The 18,693-nt window shown below is 72.1% G+C and carries 15 protein-coding genes and 1 pseudogene; 11 read left to right on the plus strand and 5 right to left on the minus strand.

The genetic code is table 11. From position 1 onward, the window contains the following. Positions 1-284 precede the first annotated feature (284 nt). Together ACF07B_RS37435 and ACF07B_RS37440 are read left to right on the plus strand one after the other, a co-directional pair. The gene (locus tag ACF07B_RS37435; RefSeq protein WP_369481832.1) at positions 285-1,199 is read left to right on the plus strand and encodes a glycosyltransferase family 2 protein; all 915 of its coding nucleotides are present in this window, start codon (positions 285-287) and stop codon (positions 1,197-1,199) included. 438 nt (positions 1,200-1,637) lie between these two features. Further along, the gene (locus tag ACF07B_RS37440; RefSeq protein ID WP_392182208.1) at positions 1,638-5,828 is read left to right on the plus strand and encodes a BTAD domain-containing putative transcriptional regulator; all 4,191 of its coding nucleotides are present in this window, start codon (positions 1,638-1,640) and stop codon (positions 5,826-5,828) included. Between the two features lie 264 nt (positions 5,829-6,092). Here ACF07B_RS37440 and ACF07B_RS37445 read toward each other — a convergent pair whose 3' ends face one another. Then, complete coding sequence (locus ACF07B_RS37445) at positions 6,093-7,784, minus strand: bifunctional 3'-5' exonuclease/DNA polymerase (RefSeq protein WP_392182209.1); 1,692 nt, start codon at positions 7,782-7,784, stop codon at positions 6,093-6,095. A 103-nt stretch (positions 7,785-7,887) separates the two neighbouring features. Then, positions 7,888-8,670, minus strand: coding sequence for a Clp protease N-terminal domain-containing protein (locus ACF07B_RS37450; RefSeq protein WP_392182210.1), 783 nt, complete (start codon positions 8,668-8,670; stop codon positions 7,888-7,890). 233 nt (positions 8,671-8,903) lie between these two features. Here ACF07B_RS37450 and ACF07B_RS37455 point away from each other — a divergent pair, with 233 nt between their 5' ends. After that, positions 8,904-10,031, plus strand: a complete 1,128-nt coding sequence (locus ACF07B_RS37455; RefSeq protein WP_392182211.1) for a DUF2786 domain-containing protein — start codon at positions 8,904-8,906, stop codon at positions 10,029-10,031. 251 nt (positions 10,032-10,282) lie between these two features. On the opposite strand, the gene ACF07B_RS37460 is transcribed toward ACF07B_RS37455, so the two are convergent. Both ACF07B_RS37460 and ACF07B_RS37465 read right to left on the minus strand, forming a co-directional pair. Further along, a complete protein-coding gene (locus ACF07B_RS37460; RefSeq protein WP_392182212.1) occupies positions 10,283-10,840 on the minus strand; it encodes a DUF4232 domain-containing protein in 558 nt (185 codons plus the stop codon). 206 nt (positions 10,841-11,046) lie between these two features. After that, entirely contained in the window at positions 11,047-11,553 is a 507-nt protein-coding gene (locus tag ACF07B_RS37465) for a hypothetical protein (RefSeq protein ID WP_392182213.1), read from the minus strand. A 190-nt stretch (positions 11,554-11,743) separates the two neighbouring features. Here ACF07B_RS37465 and ACF07B_RS37470 point away from each other — a divergent pair, with 190 nt between their 5' ends. From ACF07B_RS37470 to ACF07B_RS37485, 4 genes and pseudogenes are all read left to right on the plus strand, one after another. Then, the gene (locus ACF07B_RS37470; RefSeq protein WP_392182214.1) at positions 11,744-12,115 is read left to right on the plus strand and encodes a VOC family protein; all 372 of its coding nucleotides are present in this window, start codon (positions 11,744-11,746) and stop codon (positions 12,113-12,115) included. 311 nt (positions 12,116-12,426) lie between these two features. After that, positions 12,427-12,750, plus strand: a pseudogene (locus tag ACF07B_RS37475) (ArsR/SmtB family transcription factor); the annotation flags it as partial. Between the two features lie 134 nt (positions 12,751-12,884). Beyond that, positions 12,885-13,355 carry an SRPBCC domain-containing protein gene (locus ACF07B_RS37480; RefSeq protein WP_392182256.1) on the plus strand — a complete coding sequence of 157 codons (471 nt, stop codon included), beginning with the start codon at positions 12,885-12,887 and terminating at the stop codon, positions 13,353-13,355. A gap of 206 nt (positions 13,356-13,561) precedes the next feature. Beyond that, complete coding sequence (locus ACF07B_RS37485; protein WP_037625978.1) at positions 13,562-13,846, plus strand: DUF397 domain-containing protein; 285 nt, start codon at positions 13,562-13,564, stop codon at positions 13,844-13,846. A gap of 138 nt (positions 13,847-13,984) precedes the next feature. Here the strand turns inward: ACF07B_RS37485 and ACF07B_RS37490 are convergent, their stop codons facing one another. Then, positions 13,985-14,506, minus strand: coding sequence for an ATP-binding protein (locus ACF07B_RS37490; protein WP_369481840.1), 522 nt, complete (start codon positions 14,504-14,506; stop codon positions 13,985-13,987). Between the two features lie 338 nt (positions 14,507-14,844). Here ACF07B_RS37490 and ACF07B_RS37495 point away from each other — a divergent pair, with 338 nt between their 5' ends. From ACF07B_RS37495 to ACF07B_RS37510, 4 genes are all read left to right on the plus strand, one after another. Continuing rightward, on the plus strand, positions 14,845-15,669 hold the full coding sequence (locus ACF07B_RS37495) for a helix-turn-helix transcriptional regulator (RefSeq protein WP_351866470.1): 825 nt from the start codon (positions 14,845-14,847) through the stop codon (positions 15,667-15,669). Positions 15,670-15,804: 135 nt separating this feature from the next. Further along, on the plus strand, positions 15,805-17,265 hold the full coding sequence (locus ACF07B_RS37500; protein ID WP_392182215.1) for an aldehyde dehydrogenase family protein: 1,461 nt from the start codon (positions 15,805-15,807) through the stop codon (positions 17,263-17,265). Positions 17,266-17,378: 113 nt separating this feature from the next. Then, positions 17,379-17,927 carry a DinB family protein gene (locus ACF07B_RS37505; protein ID WP_392182216.1) on the plus strand — a complete coding sequence of 183 codons (549 nt, stop codon included), beginning with the start codon at positions 17,379-17,381 and terminating at the stop codon, positions 17,925-17,927. Positions 17,928-17,952: 25 nt separating this feature from the next. Beyond that, positions 17,953-18,594 (plus strand): PadR family transcriptional regulator, encoded by a 642-nt coding sequence (locus ACF07B_RS37510; RefSeq protein WP_392182217.1) that lies wholly within the window; start codon positions 17,953-17,955, stop codon positions 18,592-18,594. The last annotated feature ends 99 nt before the right edge of the window (positions 18,595-18,693 follow it).

The raw sequence follows: 18,693 nt of genomic DNA on the forward strand, positions 1-18,693 counted from the left end.
GCTGGGGATCGCCCGGCCCGGGCGCGCGGCCGGACACCGCAGTGACATCACGGAGAACCATCCGCGGGACCTCCTCCTGCCCCTCGGCGTCGTCGACGTCGAGGTGGCGCCCCGGGGGAGGACCGGTCGGGGCTGAAATTCGTCCGCCGCGGGGGGAACAGGCGCTCCTGAACACGGACGTATGGGTCTGGACCAGGACGTACGCACGGCGGACCTGACGGCGTACGTGAGGGGGCATCCCGGTGAACGACTAGCATCGCGGCACAGTTGTCGGCCGGGATGGGGTGGGTGTCGTGTCGCAGGCGGAGGAGGGGCCACGGATCGCCGTTGCCGTGGTGACCATGGGCAATCGGCCCGTCGAGGTCGACGCACTGCTCACCTCCGTGGCCAAACAGGACGTGGCCCCCACGCGGATCGTGATCGTCGGCAACGGCTGCCCGCTGCCGGAGTTCGCCGAACGCCTCGGCCTGCCGGGCGAGGTGACCACGGTCGAACTGGACGACAACCTCGGCTGCCCCGGTGGCCGGAATGTGGGCCTGAGCCGGCTGCGTGAGTTCGGGGACGTGGACGTGGTCGTCGAACTCGACGACGACGGACTCCTGGTGGACGGCGACGTGCTGCGCAAGGTGCGCGATCTGTACGCCGCCCAGCCCCGGCTCGGCATCGTCGGCTTCCGCATCGCCGACGAGCACGGGGAGACGCAGCGCCGCCATGTGCCGAGGGTCGGGGCCAAGGACCCGATGCGCGGGGGACCGGTCACCGGCTTCCTCGGGGGCGGCCACGCGCTGTCCATGCCGATGCTCGCCGAGACGGGGGACTGGCCCGCCGAGTTCTTCTTCGCGCACGAGGAGACCGACCTCGCCTGGCGGGCGATCGACGCCGGCTGGACCGTGCTGTACGAGCCCGGACTGCTCCTCCAGCACCCCAAGACCTCGCCCGCCCGGCACGCCATCTACTACCGCGTGACCGCCCGCAACCGGGTCTGGCTCACCCGCCGCCGCCTGCCCCTGGCGCTGATCCCCGTGCACCTGGGGGTCTGGATCGTGCTCACGCTCCTGCGGACGCGGTCGGTCGGCGGGCTGAGGGCCTGGTTCGGCGGATTCGCGGAAGGGCTGCGGCGTTCCGGCGGAGAGCGGCGCCCGATGCGGTGGCGGACGGTCTGGCGGCTCACCCGTCTCGGCCGTCCCCCCGTCATCTGACCCCGGCTCGCCGGTCCCGTACCCCCGGTCCCGCGCCCGATTCCTCCACGGGAATCCCGCGGGGACGCGGTACAGGCCCGTGGGGACGCGCTACGAGGGTTCTCGCACGGGTTCGTGCGGAGGTTCGGTACGGGATTCCGTACGGGAATGTCCTACGGACGGAGGCCCCGGGTCGATCACCTCGACGACCGGGGCCTCTCACGTCCCCGGATCCGGCCGCGGCGGCGACACTCCCCCGAGTTACGCGTAGTACGCGCGCACCGTCGGGCCAGATCCGATGTAATGATCAGATCAGCCCCCGCCAACGGATCGCTAACATGAGGCCAACGGTTCCCTCGGGAACGATCACTTGATCGGCGTGAACTCGTCCTGAGAGGGCGCGAAACCGCCGTGGTGCGCGGCCGGTGCGGCCGGGCGGAGAGGCGATGGGGCGGTGTGATGCGGAACGGGCTGCGGTTCGGGCTGCTGGGGCCGCCGGTCCTGTACGGCGCCGAAGGCGAGATCGGCTCGATCGGCAGCCGGAAGACGCGTGCCCTGCTGGCCGCGCTGCTCCTCGAACCGGGACGGGTCGTCTCCGTCGACGTGCTCAGGGACGCGCTGTGGGGCGGGGCGCCACCCGCCTCCGCCCAGGCCTCCCTCCAGAACCATGTGACCCGGCTGCGCCGTCTCCTCGATGATCCGGAACGCCTGCGCGCGGTGCCGCCGGGATACGTCCTGCGGGTCGGCGAGGGCGAGTTGGACGTCCGCGTCTTCGAACGGCACGCCACCGTCGCGCGGGACGCGTACGCCGAGCGCGACTGGGAGGGGGCGCTGCGCGAGGCCACCGCCGCGCTCGTGCTGTGGCGCGGTACGCCGCTCGGGGGCCTGCCGCCCGAGACCGGCGGACACGCCTTCGTCCAGCGGCTGGAGGAAGCCCGGCTGCTCGTCCTGGAGTGGGGGTACGAGGCGGAGCTGCGCCTCGATCCGACGGCCTCCCGGCTCGACCGGCTTGCACCGGAACTGGCCGCCCGCACGGCCGAGCATCCGCTCCGCGAGTCGTTCCACCGGCTTCTCATGCTCGTGCTGCACCGCACCGGACGCCAGGCCGAGGCCCTCGCCGTCCACCGTGACCTGCGGGCCCGCCTGCTCGACGAACTCGGCATCGAGCCGGGACCGGCCGTGCGCAGGGCCCACCTGGAGATCCTGCGGGACAACGACCGGTTTCCCGGCGACGTCCACGCCGACGACGTGATCTCGGGCGGATCCGGCGCCGCAGAGCGCGCCAGGGGCGCGACCGGCCCCCGGCGCCGGGCCCTGAACCGGAGCGTGAACGGAAACGCCGACCGGGCTCGAACCAGGGCCGGCGACGGCGCCGGCGACGGGGACGGCTATCGAACCTGGAGCACCGACGGCGACGGGACCGGCAACCGGGGGCGGACGAGCGACGGCGACGGCGGCCGGGTCGCCCATGCCGGTCGGCACGGCGGCGACGGCGACGGGGGCCGGTTCGGGAACGGTGGCCAGGGCGGGAACCCCGGCCATGGTGGCGACGGGTGCTGGGTCGGGAATCGTGGCCAGGCCGGCGGCCGGGACGCAAGCGCCGGCCCGCACGGCGATGGCGATGGCGGCCGATACGGGAGCGCCGGTCGCGACGACGGCGGCCGGGACGGGCGCTTCGGCCGGGACACCGGCGACGGCGACCCCGACGGGGGTCGGTTCGGGAACGGTGGCCAGGCCGGTGGCCGGGGCGGAAGCGCCTGCCCGCACGGCGATGGCGACGGCGGCCGGGGCCGGAACGCCGGCCGGGACGGCGACGAGGACCGGGGCCGGAACGTCGGCCGGGACGGCGACGGGGACCGGGGCCGGAACGTCGGCCGGGACGGCGACGGGGACCGGGACGGGAACGTCGGCCGGGACGGCGACGGGGACCGGGGCCGGAACGTCGGCCGGGACGTGGGCGGTGGGGCGGCGGAGTCCGTGGCCGAGTCCGCCCGGGGTGACCAGGGCGGAGCGCCGCCACCCCGGCCCGCCCAACTCCCGCCGCCCCCGGCACACTTCACCGGACGCCAGGACGTCCGCGACCGGCTGCTCCAGCTCCTGGACCCGGAACACTCCGCGCGTCTCACGCACTCGGAGGACTTGGCGCACCCGGACTGCGGGCCCACCGGCAGAGCGTCCGCAGGTCCGTTCGCCCGTGCATCCGCCCGTGCGTCCCTCGCGCCCGGATTCGGTGCCACGACGATCGCCGGGGTGCCCGGCCTGACAACCGGCGGGACAGCCGGCCGGGCGGCCGCCGGGGCGACCTCCGGCCGGGCGACCGGCGATCCGCGGGGCGCCGCGTACGGCCGCCCCTTCGGCGGCGGCTCCGCCACCGGGCTGCCCCGGGTCGCGGTGATCAGCGGAATGGCGGGCGTCGGCAAGAGCGCGCTCGCGCTCCATGTCGCGCATGGACTGCGGGAACGTTTCCCCGACGGTCAGCTGTACGTCAACCTGCACGGCGCGACCCCCGGTATGACCCCCCTCACCGCCGGTCAGGCGCTCGCCGCGCTCCTGCGCGACCTGGGGGCGGAACCCCGGCGCATCCCCGAACACCCCGACGCGGCGGCGGCGTTGCTCCGGTCGATGCTCGCGCCCACCCGCACCCTCATGGTGCTGGACGACGCGGCGCACGCCGCCCAGGTCCGCCCGCTGCTGCCGGCCGGAGCGGGCTGCGCGGTGATCGTGACCAGCCGCTCACCGCTCACCGCGCTGGACGGCGCCGACCGTTTCCCGCTCGCGCCGCTGACGGACGAGGACAGCGCGGCCCTGCTCCGCGCGGTCTCCGGCCGCCGGGACGGACTCGACGGAGGTCATCCCCTCGTCGAACTGACCGGCGGGCTGCCCCTCGCCCTGCGCGTCGTCGCGGCCCGTCTCGCCGCCCGCCGCGCACTGACCCCCGACGTTCTCGCCGGTCAACTGGCCGCCACGGAAGGCCGCTTGCACCATCTGGAGTACGACGACCTGAGCGTGCGCCGCTCGCTCGCCGTCGCGCACGACGCGCTGCGCGCCTCCGAACGGGAAGCCGACCGGGACGCGGCGCTCGCCCTGTGCCGTATCGGCGCGCTCGACCTGCCCGCCTACGGAGCCGCCCTCGTCGCCCGCCTCACCGGCACCGACGAACGTCGAGCCGAGGCCGCGCTCGACCGCCTCGTCGATGTCGCCCTCCTGGAGGAGACCGCGTACGGGCGGTACGCGCCGCACGATCTCGTACGGGATTTCGCCCGGGAGATCGCGGGCGCGGCGGAGTGCGTCCTCGCGACAGCGACGGCGGCAGCGGCGGCAGCGTCCGCCGCGACGGTGGTGACAGCGGCGGCAGCGGCCGGGGGTGCCGGTGCGGGCATCGGCGCGGGCCCAGCGGCCGCCGGGGCCGCTCCCGGAGGTGAGGCCGTCGCCGTCCGGGGCGGAGAGCTCGCCGTCGGCTCCGGTGGCGACGGTCCGTCCCTTCCGGGCGGTCACGGCAGTGCCGTACCGCTCGGTCACGACGCGGTCGTCGCCGAGCGTGCCCTGCGCTGGTACGCCGGTGTCGCCGCCCGCTCCCTGGAGGCGATTCTCGAACCCGGTCTCGACAGGGAGGACCGCGGCACGCCGACCGCCTCGCAGCCCGCCGGGCACGCGGCGGACGTCGCGGCCACGCCCCCGTTCCGCTCCGGGCGGGAGGCCTTCGCCTGGGGCGACACGGAGCTGGCGAACGTGGTCGCGCTCGCGGAGCGCCACGCGCACGGCTCGCCGTACTTCCCCCTGCTGGCCCGCCTTCTCAACCCCTACGTCCAACGCAGTGGCCGCGTCGCCGAGTTGGAGGTCCTCCAGCGGGCCGCGCTCGCGGCGGCGCGCCTGCTCGGCGACGAGGCCGCCGAGGCGTACGCGCTCGGCGACCTCGGGGGCCTGCACTTCATGACGGGACGGGTGGGCGAGGCCCTCACCCTGAACGACGAGGCGCTCGCGATCTGGAGCCGCCTCGGGGTGCGCTCCTGTCAGCGGCGGGCGCTGAACAACAGGGGCATGCTCCTCGAATCCCTCGGCCGTCACGCCGAGTCCGGTGAGGCCCTGCTGCAAAGCCTCCAGTTCTCGCGGGAGTTGGGCGACCCGCACATGGAGGCCATCACCTACAGCCACCTCGGCAACCTGTACGAGCACACCGACCCGCGGGCCGCCATCGATCACCACAAGCGCAGTCTCGCGATCGGTGACGCCGTGCAGGACGTGATCATCCGGCACTCCGCGCACTGCAACATCGGCTACGCCCACCTCACGCTCGGCGAACCGGCCGCCGCCGTACCCCACTTCGAGGAGAGCCTGCGCATCCTGGGCGGCCACGGCGACTGGCACGGCGAGTCACAGACCAGGCTCGGCCTGGTGCGGGCCCTGCGCGGTGTCGGTCACCGGGAACGGGCCGCGCGCGAGTGCGATCTGCTGCGCCGCCGCGCCGACCGCCGTGCCGACCGGTACACCGGAGGCCTCGCCCGTCACCAGTCGGGCCTGCTGCTGAGGGAACGCGGCGACGCCGAGGCGGCCTACCGGGAGTGGACGTCGGCCTTGGAGGCCCTGGAGGAGACGGACAGCCCGGTGACCGGCGAACTGCGCAAACTGCTGGAACCGCAGACCACCCCGTGACGGTTCGGACCGTGAGGGCGGCTGTCTCGAACCACTGAGTGACGGGCGGATTGTGAGGCACCCGTCTCGGACCACCCCGTGACGGGCGGACGGTGAGGGCGCCTGCCTCGGACCACCTGCTGACGGGCGGATCGTGAGGGCGCCCGTCTCGGACCACCTGCTGACGGACAGACGGTGAGGGCACCCGTCTGAACCACGGGGTGACCGGCGGCCCGTGGGGGCTGCCCGCGTCCCGGACCGGCCGGCGGCGGCGGGCCTACCGCGTCATTTCGCGTCCGCGTAGCACCGTACGACCGCCGTCGTGAACGGAAAGCGCACCGGTGTCTCCCCGAACGTGAGGCGGCCCGCGACCTCGGCCGCGTCGCGGATGGCGGCCACCACGGTGTCGGCCTCCTCGGCGGGGCAGTGCACGATCACCTCGTCGTGCTGGAAGAAGACCAGTTCGGCGGCGAGTCCGGAGCAGGTGCGGCGCAGTCCCGCCAGCACCAGCAGGGCCCAGTCGGCGGCGCTGCCCTGCACGACGAAGTTGCGCGCGAACCGTCCGCGGGCGCGGGAGTTGGAGGACGCGTAACCCGGCACCCAGCCCTGGTCGACGGGAGTGTCGACGGGATCGTCCTGCGGGATGCCCGCCTCCTCCCCGCCGCCGTCGCCCGCTCCGGCCGCCGGGGGACAGGTCCGCCCCAGCCAGGTCCGCACCAGACGCCCCTCCTCGCCGGCGCGGGCCGCGTCGTCGACGTAGGCGACCGCCTTGGGGAAACGGCGGCGGAGGAGGGCGAGGTTCTTCAGGCCGTCGCCGGACGTCTGGCCGTAGACGGCGCCGAGCACGGCGAGTTTGGCCTGCGCCCGGTCGCCGGAGAACGCCCGGTCCGACACCGCCTGGTAGAGGTCGCTCTCCCGGCCCGCGACCTCCATCAGGCCGGGGTCGCGGGAGATGGCCGCGAGGACGCGTGGCTCCATCTGGTCGGCGTCGGCGACGACCAGCCGCCAGCCGGGGTCGGCGACGACGGCACGCCGGATCACCTTGGGGATCTGGAGCGCGCCGCCGCCGTTGGTCACCCAGCGTCCGGTGACGGTCCCGCCCGGCAGGTACTCGGGCCGGAACCGCCCGTCGCGCACCCAGTCCTGGAGCCAGGACCAGCCATGGGCGACCCAGATCCGATACAGCTTCTTGTGCTCGATCAGCGGTTTCACGGCCGGATGGTCGATCGACTCGATCTCCCAACGGCGGGTGGACTTGACCTTGATGCCGGCCTGCGCGAACGCCTTGACGACGTCGGCCGGCAGGTCGGGTCTGACCCGTCGTCCGAACGCGGCGGACACTTCGTCGGTGAGCTCGGCGAGGCGCCGGGGCTCACCGCCTCCGGTGTACCGCTCGCCGAGCAGTTCGTGCAGCACGTCCCGGTGGACGTCCGCGCTCCACGGCAGCCCCGCCTGGTTCATCTCGGCGGCGACCAGCATTCCCGCGGACTCGGCCGCCGTCAGCAGGCGCATGCGCTCCGGATGCGCGGTCGCGCCATGGCGACGCTGCTGGTCGGCGTAGACCGTGAGGAGATCCGCCAGCGGCACGTGCACCGGGCGGGGTTCGAAGAGGGAGGACTGCGAACCGGGCTCGGCGGAACGCTGCGGCGGGTCGGGCGGTACGGGGCCGCCGCGCAGTCTCGCCAGCGCGGCGGCCGCCGACCGGGGCTCGCCGAGCCGCCCCTCGTGTCCGAGCAGCAGGGTCTCGGCGGCCTCCATGTCGTAACACCGCTCCACTCGCACCCCCGTGGCGAGCAGTCGCGGATAGACATCGGCCGTCGACCGCCAGACCCACCGGCTCACGTCCGGCCGGGCCCGTACGGCCTCCGCGAGGTCCGCCTCCCGGCGGACCTCCCCCGCGGGCAGCCCGTCCGGGCCGAGGGCGGCGATCTCGACGCCACCGTCCTCGGCCGGCGCGAGAGCCCAGCGCTCGGTCATGTCTCCGAGTCTCGCAGGAGGGTCTGACAATGCCGTCCGGCCACACGGACCTCGGTGCCCGCCGGGCATCCCCCGGGCATCCCCCGGGCATCCCCCGGGACCGCTACGGCCGCTCCTCCGACCCGGCCTCCTCCGCCTCCGCCTCCGCCTGCGCCTGTGCTTCCGCGTTCAGTTTCACGAGCTCCGCGATCATGCGCCCGACGTGCGCCTCGGTCGCCGCCTTGTCGACGCCGGCGCCGCTGAGAACGCCCTCGCCGTTCTCGTACTCCAGCAGGGCGAGCAGGATGTGCTCGGTGCCGACGTAGTTGTGGCCGAGGCGGAGGGCCTCGCGGAACGTGAGCTCCAGGACCTTCTTGGCGGCCGGTCCGTACGGGACCAGTTCGGGGACCTCGTCGGCGGCCGGCGGGAGCGCGGCGACGGCCGCCTCGCGGACGGCGTCCAGGGAGACTCCCTGCGCGGTGACGGCCCGTGCTCCGAGCGCGTCGGGCTCGCTGAGCAGGCCGAGGACGAGGTGCTCGGGCAGGCCCTCGGTGCCGCCCAGCGCCTTGCACTCGTTGTGCGCGGCCATGACCACCTTGCGGGCCCGCTCGGTGTAGCGGCCGAAGCCCTGGCTGGGGTCGAGGTCCGCCTCGGCCTTCGGCACGAACCGCTTCTGCGCGGCCTGCCGGGTGACGCCCATGCTCCTGCCGATGTCCGTCCAGGACGCCCCCGAACGCCGGGCCTGGTCCACGAAGTGCCCGATCAGGTGGTCGGCCACGTCGCCCAGGTGGTCCGCCGCGATCACCGCGTCCTGGAGCTGGTCGAGCGCGTCGCTGTGCACCTTCTTGATGGCCTCGATGAGGTCGTCGAGACGCACGGATGCCTTGCCGGGTGAGTTCGTCGTCATGTGTCAACGGTAGGTTGACAGTAGGCAGGTGTCAACCCGGAGTTGACACCCGCCGCACGGGGCGGAATGCGCGCGCGGCATCGGCGGGGAACCCTCGAAGGGTGGAGTGCGGGCCGGGTCCCCGCCGCCCCGATTCCGGCGGGCCACACCTTGTCCACAGGGTGTGGACAAGGTGTGGCCGTGGCGCCGGGGTGTGCGTCGGGGCCCCGGTCCGCCCGTGACACGATCGGGGGATGAGTACGTCCAGCACCGTGGAGCGCGCCTTCGCGGCCTCCCTCTACGCCGACACCGACGCGTCGCTCGACACCGGAGCCTCCGTGCTCGCCGCCGATCCGGCCTCCGACGCCGAACTCGCCCGGCGCGGTGAGGAGTTCGTCGCGGCGGCCTGGCGGCGCGGCTGGCAGCCCGCCGATGTCGTACGGATCGCGCGGCGCGACCTGGACGACGTACACGTACGCCTGCTGATCTTCCTCGTCCTCAAGGAGAGGGAGGGCGACCGCGCCCCCCGGGGTGCGCGCTGGGCGGCTCAGCTCGACGAACTGGAGGCCGAACCCCACGACCTCCGGGCCGACCGCTTCTCGCGCGCCACCGCGACCCTGGAGCTCTACCGGCTGCTCCTGCGCCTGCCCTCCATCGAGCCGCTGGACCCGCCCCGGGCGCCGGTCACGGGCACCGCCCCGCAGGAGACGCGCATGCTCACCCGCATCCGCGCCCTGCTGGCGAAGGCGGAGGCGACCGGGTTCCCGGAGGAGGCGGAGGCGCTCAGTGCCAAGGCGCAGGAGCTGATGGCGCGGCACAGCATCGACGAGGCGCTGCTCGCGGCCCGGACCCACGCGAAGGACGCCCCGGGCGCCTGCCGCATGGGTGTCGAGCCGCCGTACGAGACGGCCAAGGCCGTGCTCCTGGACGCGGTCGCGGGCGCGAACCGCTGCCGGGCCGTGTGGAACGACGCCCTCTGCTTCTCGACCGTCGTCGGCTTCGAACCCGACCTGGAAGCGGTCGAGCTTCTCTACACCTCGCTCCTCGTGCAGGCCACGGCGGCGATGACGAAGGCGGAGGCGGCGCAGCGGGCGGGCGGCCGTAAACGCACGAAGGCCTTCCGGCAGTCGTTCCTCGCCGCCTACGCGCACCGGATCGGCGACCGGCTCGCGTCGGTCGCCGAGGAACAGGTGACCGCCACGGAGGGGGAGCTGCTGCCGGTCCTGGCGGCCCGTGACGTGGCGGTCACGGACCATCTGGACCGGATGTTCCCGGAGACGGTGACGACCCGGATGCGCGGGATCACCGACGAGGCCGGATGGCACGAGGGAGCCGCGGCGGCGGACCGGGCCCAGGTCCGGGGCAGGCGCCCGCTCCCGTAGGACGAGCCGCGGCCACCGACGGGGCGCCCGCTGCCGTGAGGTCACGCCCACGGCCGGCCGGGCTCTCGTCCGGCAATCGCCCGCGCCCGCTGCCGTGAGGTCACGCCCACGGCCGGCCGGGCTCTCGTCCGGCAATCGCCCGCGCCCGCTGCCGTGAGGTCACGCCCACGGCCGGCCGGGCTCTCGTCCGGCAATCGCCCGCGGCCGCTGCCGTGGGGGCCACGCCAGCGGCCCGGCCAGGGTCCCGTTCGTCAGTCGCCCGCGTGCTGGAACGGCGTCACGGAGGCGTTCGGCTCGGTCGCCGAACCCTTTCCGGCCACCGGACCGAACGACCACGGGAAGCTCTGGGCCGCGGCGGCGCCGGGCAGGCCGATCTTCAGCGTCTTCACGGCGAGGGTCTTCGCGTCGCCTTCCGCGCCCCGCACGTAGGTGATGGTGAAGGACGCGGTGTCGCCCTCGGCGAGGGTGAGCTCCTGCGGCGCCGCCGACTCGTCCGCCGCGATCTCCGCGGAGGTGCCGCCCCCCTCGACGGTCAGTCCCGGGAAGCCCTTCAGGGCGCACCGGGCGCCCTTGTTGGTGAGGGTGACCGGGATGTTGCCCGTGTCCCCGGCGGCCGTGGCGGGGTTCGCGGGACCGACCTGGATTCCGGCGTCGCCGATCGCGCAGGCCGCGACGGCGGTCTTCTTCGCCGGGCCGGACGTGTCACCGGACTTCCCGGAACCGCTGGAGCTGCCGGAGCCGCCGCCGTCGCAGGAGGTCAGGGCGAGGGCCGCCGCGAGGACGGTGACGGCGATGGGCAGAGCGCGCATGGGTTCCCCTGGGGAGTCGTGACGATATGCATCGATCATCACGCACCGGGGTGCGCCGAGGTTGCGCACCCCTCCCCGTTCACCCGCACGGGACCGGTGTCACCCGATACCGGCCACGGACCTTCCCGCTGTGCCGGGCAGGTCCGCGGAACCGCCCGCCCCGCGGGACGCGGAGGCGCGATCCCGTGGCGCGCTCGGCCGGGTGATCAGGAGCCCAGGCCCGCCGTGGGCAGACCCGTCGGCAGCTTTCCGCCCTCGCTCTTGGTGTACGTCTCCTTGCCGAGGTCGCCCTCCCAGGTGACCGTCAGGGTCGTACCGCTGACGGAGTCGACCATGCCGACGGCGCGCTTCTTGCTGCCGTCCGTGCAGGACAGACGGATCATCTGCATGTTCGCCTCCTCGGACGACGTTCCGCTGCACACGGTGCCGCCGGTCGCGAAGAGGCCCGCCTGCTTGCCGTTGACCATGAGCACCACGGCCTTGCCGTCCGCTGTGGTGAGCCAGCTCCCCTGGAGTTTGCCGCCGGTCGCGGACGTGGCACCGGAGCCGCCGCCCGTACCGGCACCGTCCGTCGCCGACGTGCTGGGGCTCGCCGACGGGTCCCCGGAGTCGTCGCCCCCGCCACTGCAACCGGTCAGCACGAGCGCCGCCGCCAGTCCCGCGGTCGCGGCCGCGATACGCGCGTGGCGGGACGGGAAGGTCGCCGTAGTCACTGAAGCCCCCAAGGGTGGGATGGATGCGGGTCGCCCGAACGATCGCAGCAAGTTATCAGGAGGACCTGGGGACCCCCTCCGGGAATGCGGCGTGCGGTTGCTCACGGGCGGGTGCCAGGGAGAGGGTGAAGTATGCGTAGGAGATGTCCTACGGTTGACGCGTAGGGAATTCCCTACCTATGCTGCGCCCATGAACATCACTCACGCCTCGTTCGTCACGCTTCCCGTCGCCGACCAGGACCGGGCCCTTCGCTTCTACCGGGACGTCCTCGGATTCGAGGTCACCGCCGACCTGGAGATGCCGCCCGGCCGGTGGCTCCAGGTCGCGCCGAAGGGGGCGCAGACCGTCTTCACGCTCTCGGGTCCGGGGATGGGGGGTTTCACGCCCGGAGGGACCCGGGGGATCATGTTGGTGACGACCGATGTCGACGCGGACTGCGCGCGGCTCACCGCCGCCGGTGTCGTGGTGGAGGGTCCCGACGACCTTCCCTGGGGCCGCATGGCCTCGTTCCGGGACCCTGACGGCAACGGTCTGATGCTGATCACGGAGAAGGCCCTTTAGTCGGCCTCCGAACAGGAATGAAAGGTGCTGAGCGCGCCATGACGGGGATCGGTGCCGGGCCGGGGACCACGACCGGGGTGCGTGCCGGAGCGGGGGCCGGGGCCGGGGTGCGTGCCGGAGCCGCCGCCGGCGCTCCCGGCGCAGCCGAAGCTCCAGGCGCCGACGCTCCCGCCGAGGCCGCTGTTGCCGCCGAAGCTCCGGCTGGAGCCGGAGTCGGATTTTCGGCCGGAGCGGTAGCCGGAGTCGGAGCCGGATCCTCGGTCGGGGCCGGAGCCGCCGCCGGTGGTGGCGTCGACGCTCCCGCCGTCCGCGAGGACCAGCTCTTCGCGGCGCTCGCCAACGCCACCCGTCGTGAGGTGCTCCGGCTGCTGCGCGAGCAGGGACCCCAGCCCGTTCAGGCGCTGGCCGACCACTTCGCCATGCGGCGCCCCAGCCTCTCGGAACACCTCAAGGTGCTCCGGGAGGCCGGACTCGTGTCCGAGGAGCGCGCGGGCCGGCAGCGCATCTACCGCCTGGAGGCCGCCCCGCTCGCCGACGTCCAGGACTGGCTCCATCCGTACGAGCGGTTCTGGCGCGACAGGCTGAAGGGCCTCGGCGATCTCCTGGACCGCATGCCCGACGATGCCGAGACATGAACCCCGATCCGCACGACGTGAACCCCGAGTCGCAGGGCGTGAACCCCGATCCGGAGGGCACCAACGCTCAGCCGGAGGGTGCCGGCCCTGACTCGCGGGGCGCCGATCCCGGCCCGGAGGGCGCGAAGTCCGATGTGCGGGGCCCGGCCCCCGATGGCGACGACGACCTGACGACCATCCGCGTCGCCCAGTTCCTGCCGCATCCGCCCGCCAAGGTCTGGCGGGCGCTCACCGAGCCCGAACTGCTCGCCCAGTGGCAGATGCCGGGGTCCGAGGACTTCCGGCTCGAAGTCGGTCACCGGTACACGCTGACCGCCGTGCCGCGCCCCAACACGGACTTCTCCGGCACCGTTGACGTGCGCGTTCTCGCCTACGAGCCGCAGCGGATGCTGAGGGTCCGCTGGGCCGACGCGAACGCGCGGCGACCGGCGGACTGGACCATTACCTGGACGTTGGAACAGGAAGGGCGCGGTACGCGTCTCTTCCTAGTACACGAGGGATTCGATCCGGACGATCCCGCACAGATGATGGCGCGGAAGATCATGGACGGGGGCTGGAGATCGCATGTGATGCGATCTCTGGGGAATGCGCTGGACCGTATGTAGGCCTGTGCCGCACTCCGGTGAGGCGCGGGCCGTAGTCGGTCGAACGACAGCCGGTAGTCAAGGGCCGGTAAAAGCTGTAACCGCAGGACCACCCCGCGTGCACGTGCATCTGCCCATGCATCTGCACATGAACAGAGCTATGATCCGAGTCAGTTGACTACTGCATCTATGGCCACCTCAGCCACTGCACGACCGGGGAGCGACCTGTGGACCACGACGTGTTCGACGTGGATGACGTGTACGACGGTATGGCTGAATTCGTGTACAACGGCATGGCTGCGACCGAGCTTGACGGCGTCGCCTGGCAGAAGAGCCGGCACAGCAACTCACAGGGTTCCTGCGTGGAGTTCGCGCGGCTGCCCGGCGGTGACGTGGCCGTGCGGAACTCGCGGTTCCCCGAGGGGCCCGCGCTCGTCTACACGCGCGCCGAGATCGAAGCCATGCTCCTGGGCATCAAGGACGGCGAGTTCGACCACCTGATCGCGGGCTGAGCGCCGTGATCGCGAACAGCCCCGAACCGGCCGGTCACGGGAGGGTGGCCACGGTACGGATGACGTAAACCGAGGGTGAGCTTCACTCAGCGTTCCGTAACGCGCGTAGAACCGCGGCGCCAAAAGGCGCCGCGGTCGTTATTCGGAGGAGAGCGCGGCCGTCCCCGGCTGTGCTCCCAGTCGGAACAGCGCCCAGACGACCTTGCCGCTGAGCGTTCCGGCGAGCGGGTGCCAGCCCCAGCTGTCCGAGAACGAGTCGACCAGGAAGAGGCCGCGTCCCGACTCCGCCGCGAAGTCGTCCGAGTCGCCGGCGACCGGACTCTCGTGGCTGGGGTCGCGCACCGCGCACACCAGTCGTGAGGTCCACCTCATCAAGTGCAGCCGTACGGGCGGCCCTTGGTCGTCCTTGCGGGGAGTGTCCGCGGGCAGCGCGTGCCGCAGGGCGTTGGTGACGAGTTCGGAGACCACCAGGCAGACGTCGTCGAAACGGTCGCCGATCTCCCACTGGTCCAGCGTTCCGCGGGTGAACTGCCGGGCCTCGCGCACCGCTTCGTAGCGGGCGGGCAAGGCGCACGAAGCGGCGCTGGACACGGCCGCGGGATCGAGAGGCGGAAGTCCCTGCCGTAAGGGTTCGAGCATGGTCGATCCATTCGTCCCCATGCGAGGCACTCCCGGGTGTTCGCGGTCGTTGCGATGCAGCGGTGGCGCGGGGACCATGGTTCCGAATGCGTACAGCAGATGCAAGGGCAGATGCACGTGCACGCGCCCGAATTGGACCTTCATCTGCTACTTCTTGCTCATTTCTTCCTTCACCTTATTCTCAGTTGTTGCCCCTTGGCTGATCCTTTCCTGTGCATCGGCTTTGGCTGCTTTCCGTTTCCGTAACTGAACGAGTACTGCTTGAAGTGTTTTAGTGGCAGACTTCGGCGTCTGGAAGACGGTTGGGGAGGCTGACGAACGTGAGCGCTGGTGAGTCGAGCGGCTCGGTGGTGCGGCGCATGCTGCTGGGGTCACATCTGCGGCGCCTGCGTGAGGCACGTGGCATCACCCGTGAAGCGGCCGGCTACTCGATCCGCGCCTCCGAATCGAAGATCAGCCGTATGGAGTTGGGAAGGGTGAGCTTCAAGACCCGCGATGTCGAGGACCTGCTGACGCTCTACGGCATCACCGACGAGGCCGAGCGCACGTCCCTGGTCTCGCTCGCCAAGGAGGCCAACGTCGCGGGCTGGTGGCACAGTTACTCCGACGTCCTGCCCAGCTGGTTCCCCACGTACGTCGGCCTGGAGGGCGCGGCCCACCTGATCCGGGTGTACGAGGTGCAGTTCGTGCACGGACTGCTCCAGACCGAGGCGTACGCCCACGCCGTCGTCAGGCGCGGGATGAAGGGCGCCTCCGCCGCCGACGTCGACCGGCGGGTGGCCCTGCGCCTGGAGCGGCAGAAGTACCTCGTCTCCGAGAACGCCCCCGAGTTCCACATCGTCCTCGACGAGGCCGCGCTGCGCCGCCCGTACGGCGACCGCGAGGTGATGCGCGGACAGCTCCAGCACCTGATCGAGGTCTCCGAGCGGCCCAACGTGCGGCTCCAGGTCATGCCGTTCAGCTTCGGCGGGCACTCCGGCGAGAGCGGCGCCTTCACCATCCTGAGCTTCCCCGAGTCCGATCTGTCGGACGTCGTCTATCTGGAGCAGCTCACCAGCGCGCTCTATCTGGACAAACGCGAGGACGTCAACCAGTACGAGGGCGCGCTCAAGCAGCTCCAGCAGGACAGCCCCGGGCCGGACGAGAGCCGCGATCTGCTGCGAGGACTGCTCCAGCTCTCCTGAGAGCGGCCGCCGAGTTCCCTGGTATCCCTCAACTCCCTTGAAACACAAGTACGATGACATGTGATCAGACCGTGATCGGATGTCTGCTGACCCGGGCCAAGGACTGCCTCGGCAGCACAGGGATTGAGGGAGCACATGTCGTCCTACTTCACCGACCTGGCCCGGCAGTACATCGACGGCGAGTGGCGCCCGGGAACGGGCTCCTGGGACATCATCGATTTCAACCCGTACGACGGCGAGAAGCTGGCGTCGATCACGATAGCCACGGTCGACGAGGTCGATGACGCCTACCGCGCCGCCGAGCGCGCCCAGAAGGCGTGGGGCGCGACGAACGCGTACGCGCGCCGCGCGGTCTTCGAGAAGGCGCTCGCCGTCATCGACGAGCTCGAGGAAGAGATCACCGAGGTGATCATCGCCGAGCTCGGCGGCACCCGTCTCAAGGCGGCCTTCGAGCTGCACCTCGTCCGGGAGTTCCTGCGCGAGTCGGTCCAGCTCGCGCTGCGCCCCGAGGGGAAGATCATCCCCTCGCCGGTGGACGGCAAGGAGAACCGCCTCTACCGCGTCCCGGTCGGTGTCGTCGGTGTCATCAGCCCCTTCAACTTCCCCTTCCTGCTGTCGGTCAAGTCCGTCGCCCCCGCCCTCGCGCTCGGCAACGGCGTGGTCCTGAAGCCGCACCAGAACACCCCGATCGTCGGCGGCTCCCTGGTCGCGAAGATCTTCGAGGAGGCGGGCCTGCCCGGCGGTCTCCTCAACGTCGTCATCACCGACATCGCCGAGATCGGCGACGCCTTCATCGAGCACCCGGTGCCGAAGGTCATCTCCTTCACCGGCTCCGACAAGGTCGGCCGGCACGTCGCCACGGTCTGCGCCGCGAACTTCAAGCGCTCGGTGCTCGAACTGGGCGGCAACAGCGCCCTGGTGGTCCTGGAGGACGCGGACATCGACTACGCGGTCGACGCTGCGGTCTTCAGCCGTTACGTCCACCAGGGGCAGGTCTGCATGGCCGCCAACCGCGTCCTCGTGGACCGGTCGATCGAGGCCGAGTTCACCGAGAAGTTCGTCGCCAAGGTCAGGAAGCTGAAGGTCGGCGACCCGAGGGACCCGCAGACGGTCATCGGACCGGTCATCAACTCCTCCCAGGCGGACGCGCTGTCGGGCGTCGTCCAGCAGGCGATCGCCGAGGGCGCCACCGCCCTGCTGCACGGCTCGACGACCGACAACCTGGTCGAGCCCTCCGTCCTGACCGGCGTCCCCGCCGACTCGGACCTGCTCCGCCAGGAGGTCTTCGGCCCGGTCGTCTTCCTCGTACCGTTCGACGGGGAGGAAGAGGCGGTCCGGATCGTCAACGACACGCCCTACGGCCTCTCGGGTGCCGTCCACACGGCCGACATCGAGCGCGGCGTGAACTTCGCCAAGCAGATCGACACCGGCATGTTCCACGTCAACGACGGCACCGTCCACGACGAGCCCCTCGTCCCCTTCGGCGGTGAGAAGCACTCCGGCATCGGCCGTCTGAACGGCGAGACGACGGTCGACTCCTTCACCACGACGAAGTGGATCTCGGTGCAGCACGGGCGGAGCCGCTTCCCCTTCTGAGACGCCTTCGCGTGATTGTCAGCGCGCCCGGACCCTTGCGGACAGAAACTGACCGCAAGGGTCCGTAGCGTCATCGGTGTCATCCGGAAGGACCCGATGAAAGGCGGCCGGTCATGGTCACGCATGTGGGAGCGGAAGAGCGGGGCGATGAGCGCGGGGCACTGCTCGCCTTCATCGAGGAGCAGCGCGGCGGCATCCGCCGGTCGCTCCTCGGGCTGACGGAGGAGCAGGCCGCGAGCCGGCCGAGCGCCAGTGAACTGTCCCTGGGCGGACTGCTCAAGCATGTCGCCGAGGTCGAGCAGGGCTGGATCGCGCGGGCCAAGGGCGAGCCGCCGGCCGTGAAGCGGGACGAGTCGAACTGGCACGAGTGCTTCGTCCTCGCCGACGGCGAGACGGTCGCCTCGCAGCTCGCCCACTGGGAGAAGGTCGCCGCCGAGACGGAGGCCTTCCTGCGCTCGGTGCCGAGCCTCGACGACACCTGCGCGCTTCCGCCCGACCCCTGGTTCCCGCCCGAGGGCCGTGTCTCGATGCGCTGGGTGGCCCTGCACCTGATCCGCGAGACGGCGCGGCACGCCGGGCACGCCGACATCATCCGCGAATCCCTGGACGGCAAGACGGCCTTCGAGCTGGTGGCGATGGAGCAGGGCTCCTCCTGGGGCTGACCACGGCACCCCTAGGCTGGGCGGTATGTCAGCGATCCGTCTCCTCGTGCTCGGCGCGGTCCGCCAGCACGGGCGGGCCCACGGCTATCAGGTGCGCAACGACCTGGAGTACTGGGGCGCGCACGAGTGGTCCAACGCCAAGCCCGGCTCGATCTACCACGCGCTCAAGCAGATGGCCAAGCAGGGACTGCTGCGTGCCCACGAGATCGCGCCGTCGACCGTCGGCGGGCCGCCGCGCACCGAGTACGAGATCACGGCCGAGGGGACCGAGGAGTTCCTGGCGCTGCTGCGTGAGGCCCTGACGTCGTACGACCAGAAGATGGACGTCCGCTCGGCGGGCATCGGCTTCATCGTCGACCTGCCGAGGGGCGAGGCGGTGGCCCTCCTGAAGGAGCGGATCCGCGGGATCGAGCAGTGGAGGACGGCCGTCACCGAGCACTACGTGCCCGAGGACGGCCCCGCCCGGCTCGGGCACATCGGCGAGCTCATGGACCTCTGGGTCCACTCCGCCGACGCCGACGCCGCGTGGACCCGCGGCCTGATCGCCCGCGTCGAGGGCGGCGCCTACACCTTCGCCGGGGAGGGCGAACCGTTTGTCGGGGTCCTCCGGGACGACCAGGAGAACCCCTACGCGACGGGGCAGCGGCACCCGGAGGACGCGCGCTGACCGCGCGCCGACCGCGCCCTGACCCGCGTCGGTCGCGCATCGGTCCCGCCACTCATCAAGTTTGACTAATCCCGCGCACCGGCCTACTCTCCGTTGGCA

The organism is Streptomyces sp. NPDC015532, from assembly GCF_043078065.1.
Lineage (GTDB): Bacteria > Actinomycetota > Actinomycetes > Streptomycetales > Streptomycetaceae > Streptomyces.

Coding starts and splice junctions, on each gene's coding strand:
- ACF07B_RS37440 (WP_392182208.1), top strand. CDS start 1,638: ATGCGGAACGGGCTGCGGTTCGGGCTGCTGGGGCCGCCGGTCCTGTAC.
- ACF07B_RS37445 (WP_392182209.1), bottom strand. CDS start 7,784: ATGACCGAGCGCTGGGCTCTCGCGCCGGCCGAGGACGGTGGCGTCGAG.
- ACF07B_RS37450 (WP_392182210.1), bottom strand. CDS start 8,670: ATGACGACGAACTCACCCGGCAAGGCATCCGTGCGTCTCGACGACCTC.
- ACF07B_RS37455 (WP_392182211.1), top strand. CDS start 8,904: ATGAGTACGTCCAGCACCGTGGAGCGCGCCTTCGCGGCCTCCCTCTAC.
- ACF07B_RS37460 (WP_392182212.1), bottom strand. CDS start 10,840: ATGCGCGCTCTGCCCATCGCCGTCACCGTCCTCGCGGCGGCCCTCGCC.
- ACF07B_RS37470 (WP_392182214.1), top strand. CDS start 11,744: ATGAACATCACTCACGCCTCGTTCGTCACGCTTCCCGTCGCCGACCAG.
- ACF07B_RS37490 (WP_369481840.1), bottom strand. CDS start 14,506: ATGGGGACGAATGGATCGACCATGCTCGAACCCTTACGGCAGGGACTT.
- ACF07B_RS37495 (WP_351866470.1), top strand. CDS start 14,845: ATGCTGCTGGGGTCACATCTGCGGCGCCTGCGTGAGGCACGTGGCATC.
- ACF07B_RS37500 (WP_392182215.1), top strand. CDS start 15,805: ATGTCGTCCTACTTCACCGACCTGGCCCGGCAGTACATCGACGGCGAG.
- ACF07B_RS37505 (WP_392182216.1), top strand. CDS start 17,379: ATGGTCACGCATGTGGGAGCGGAAGAGCGGGGCGATGAGCGCGGGGCA.
- ACF07B_RS37510 (WP_392182217.1), top strand. CDS start 17,953: ATGTCAGCGATCCGTCTCCTCGTGCTCGGCGCGGTCCGCCAGCACGGG.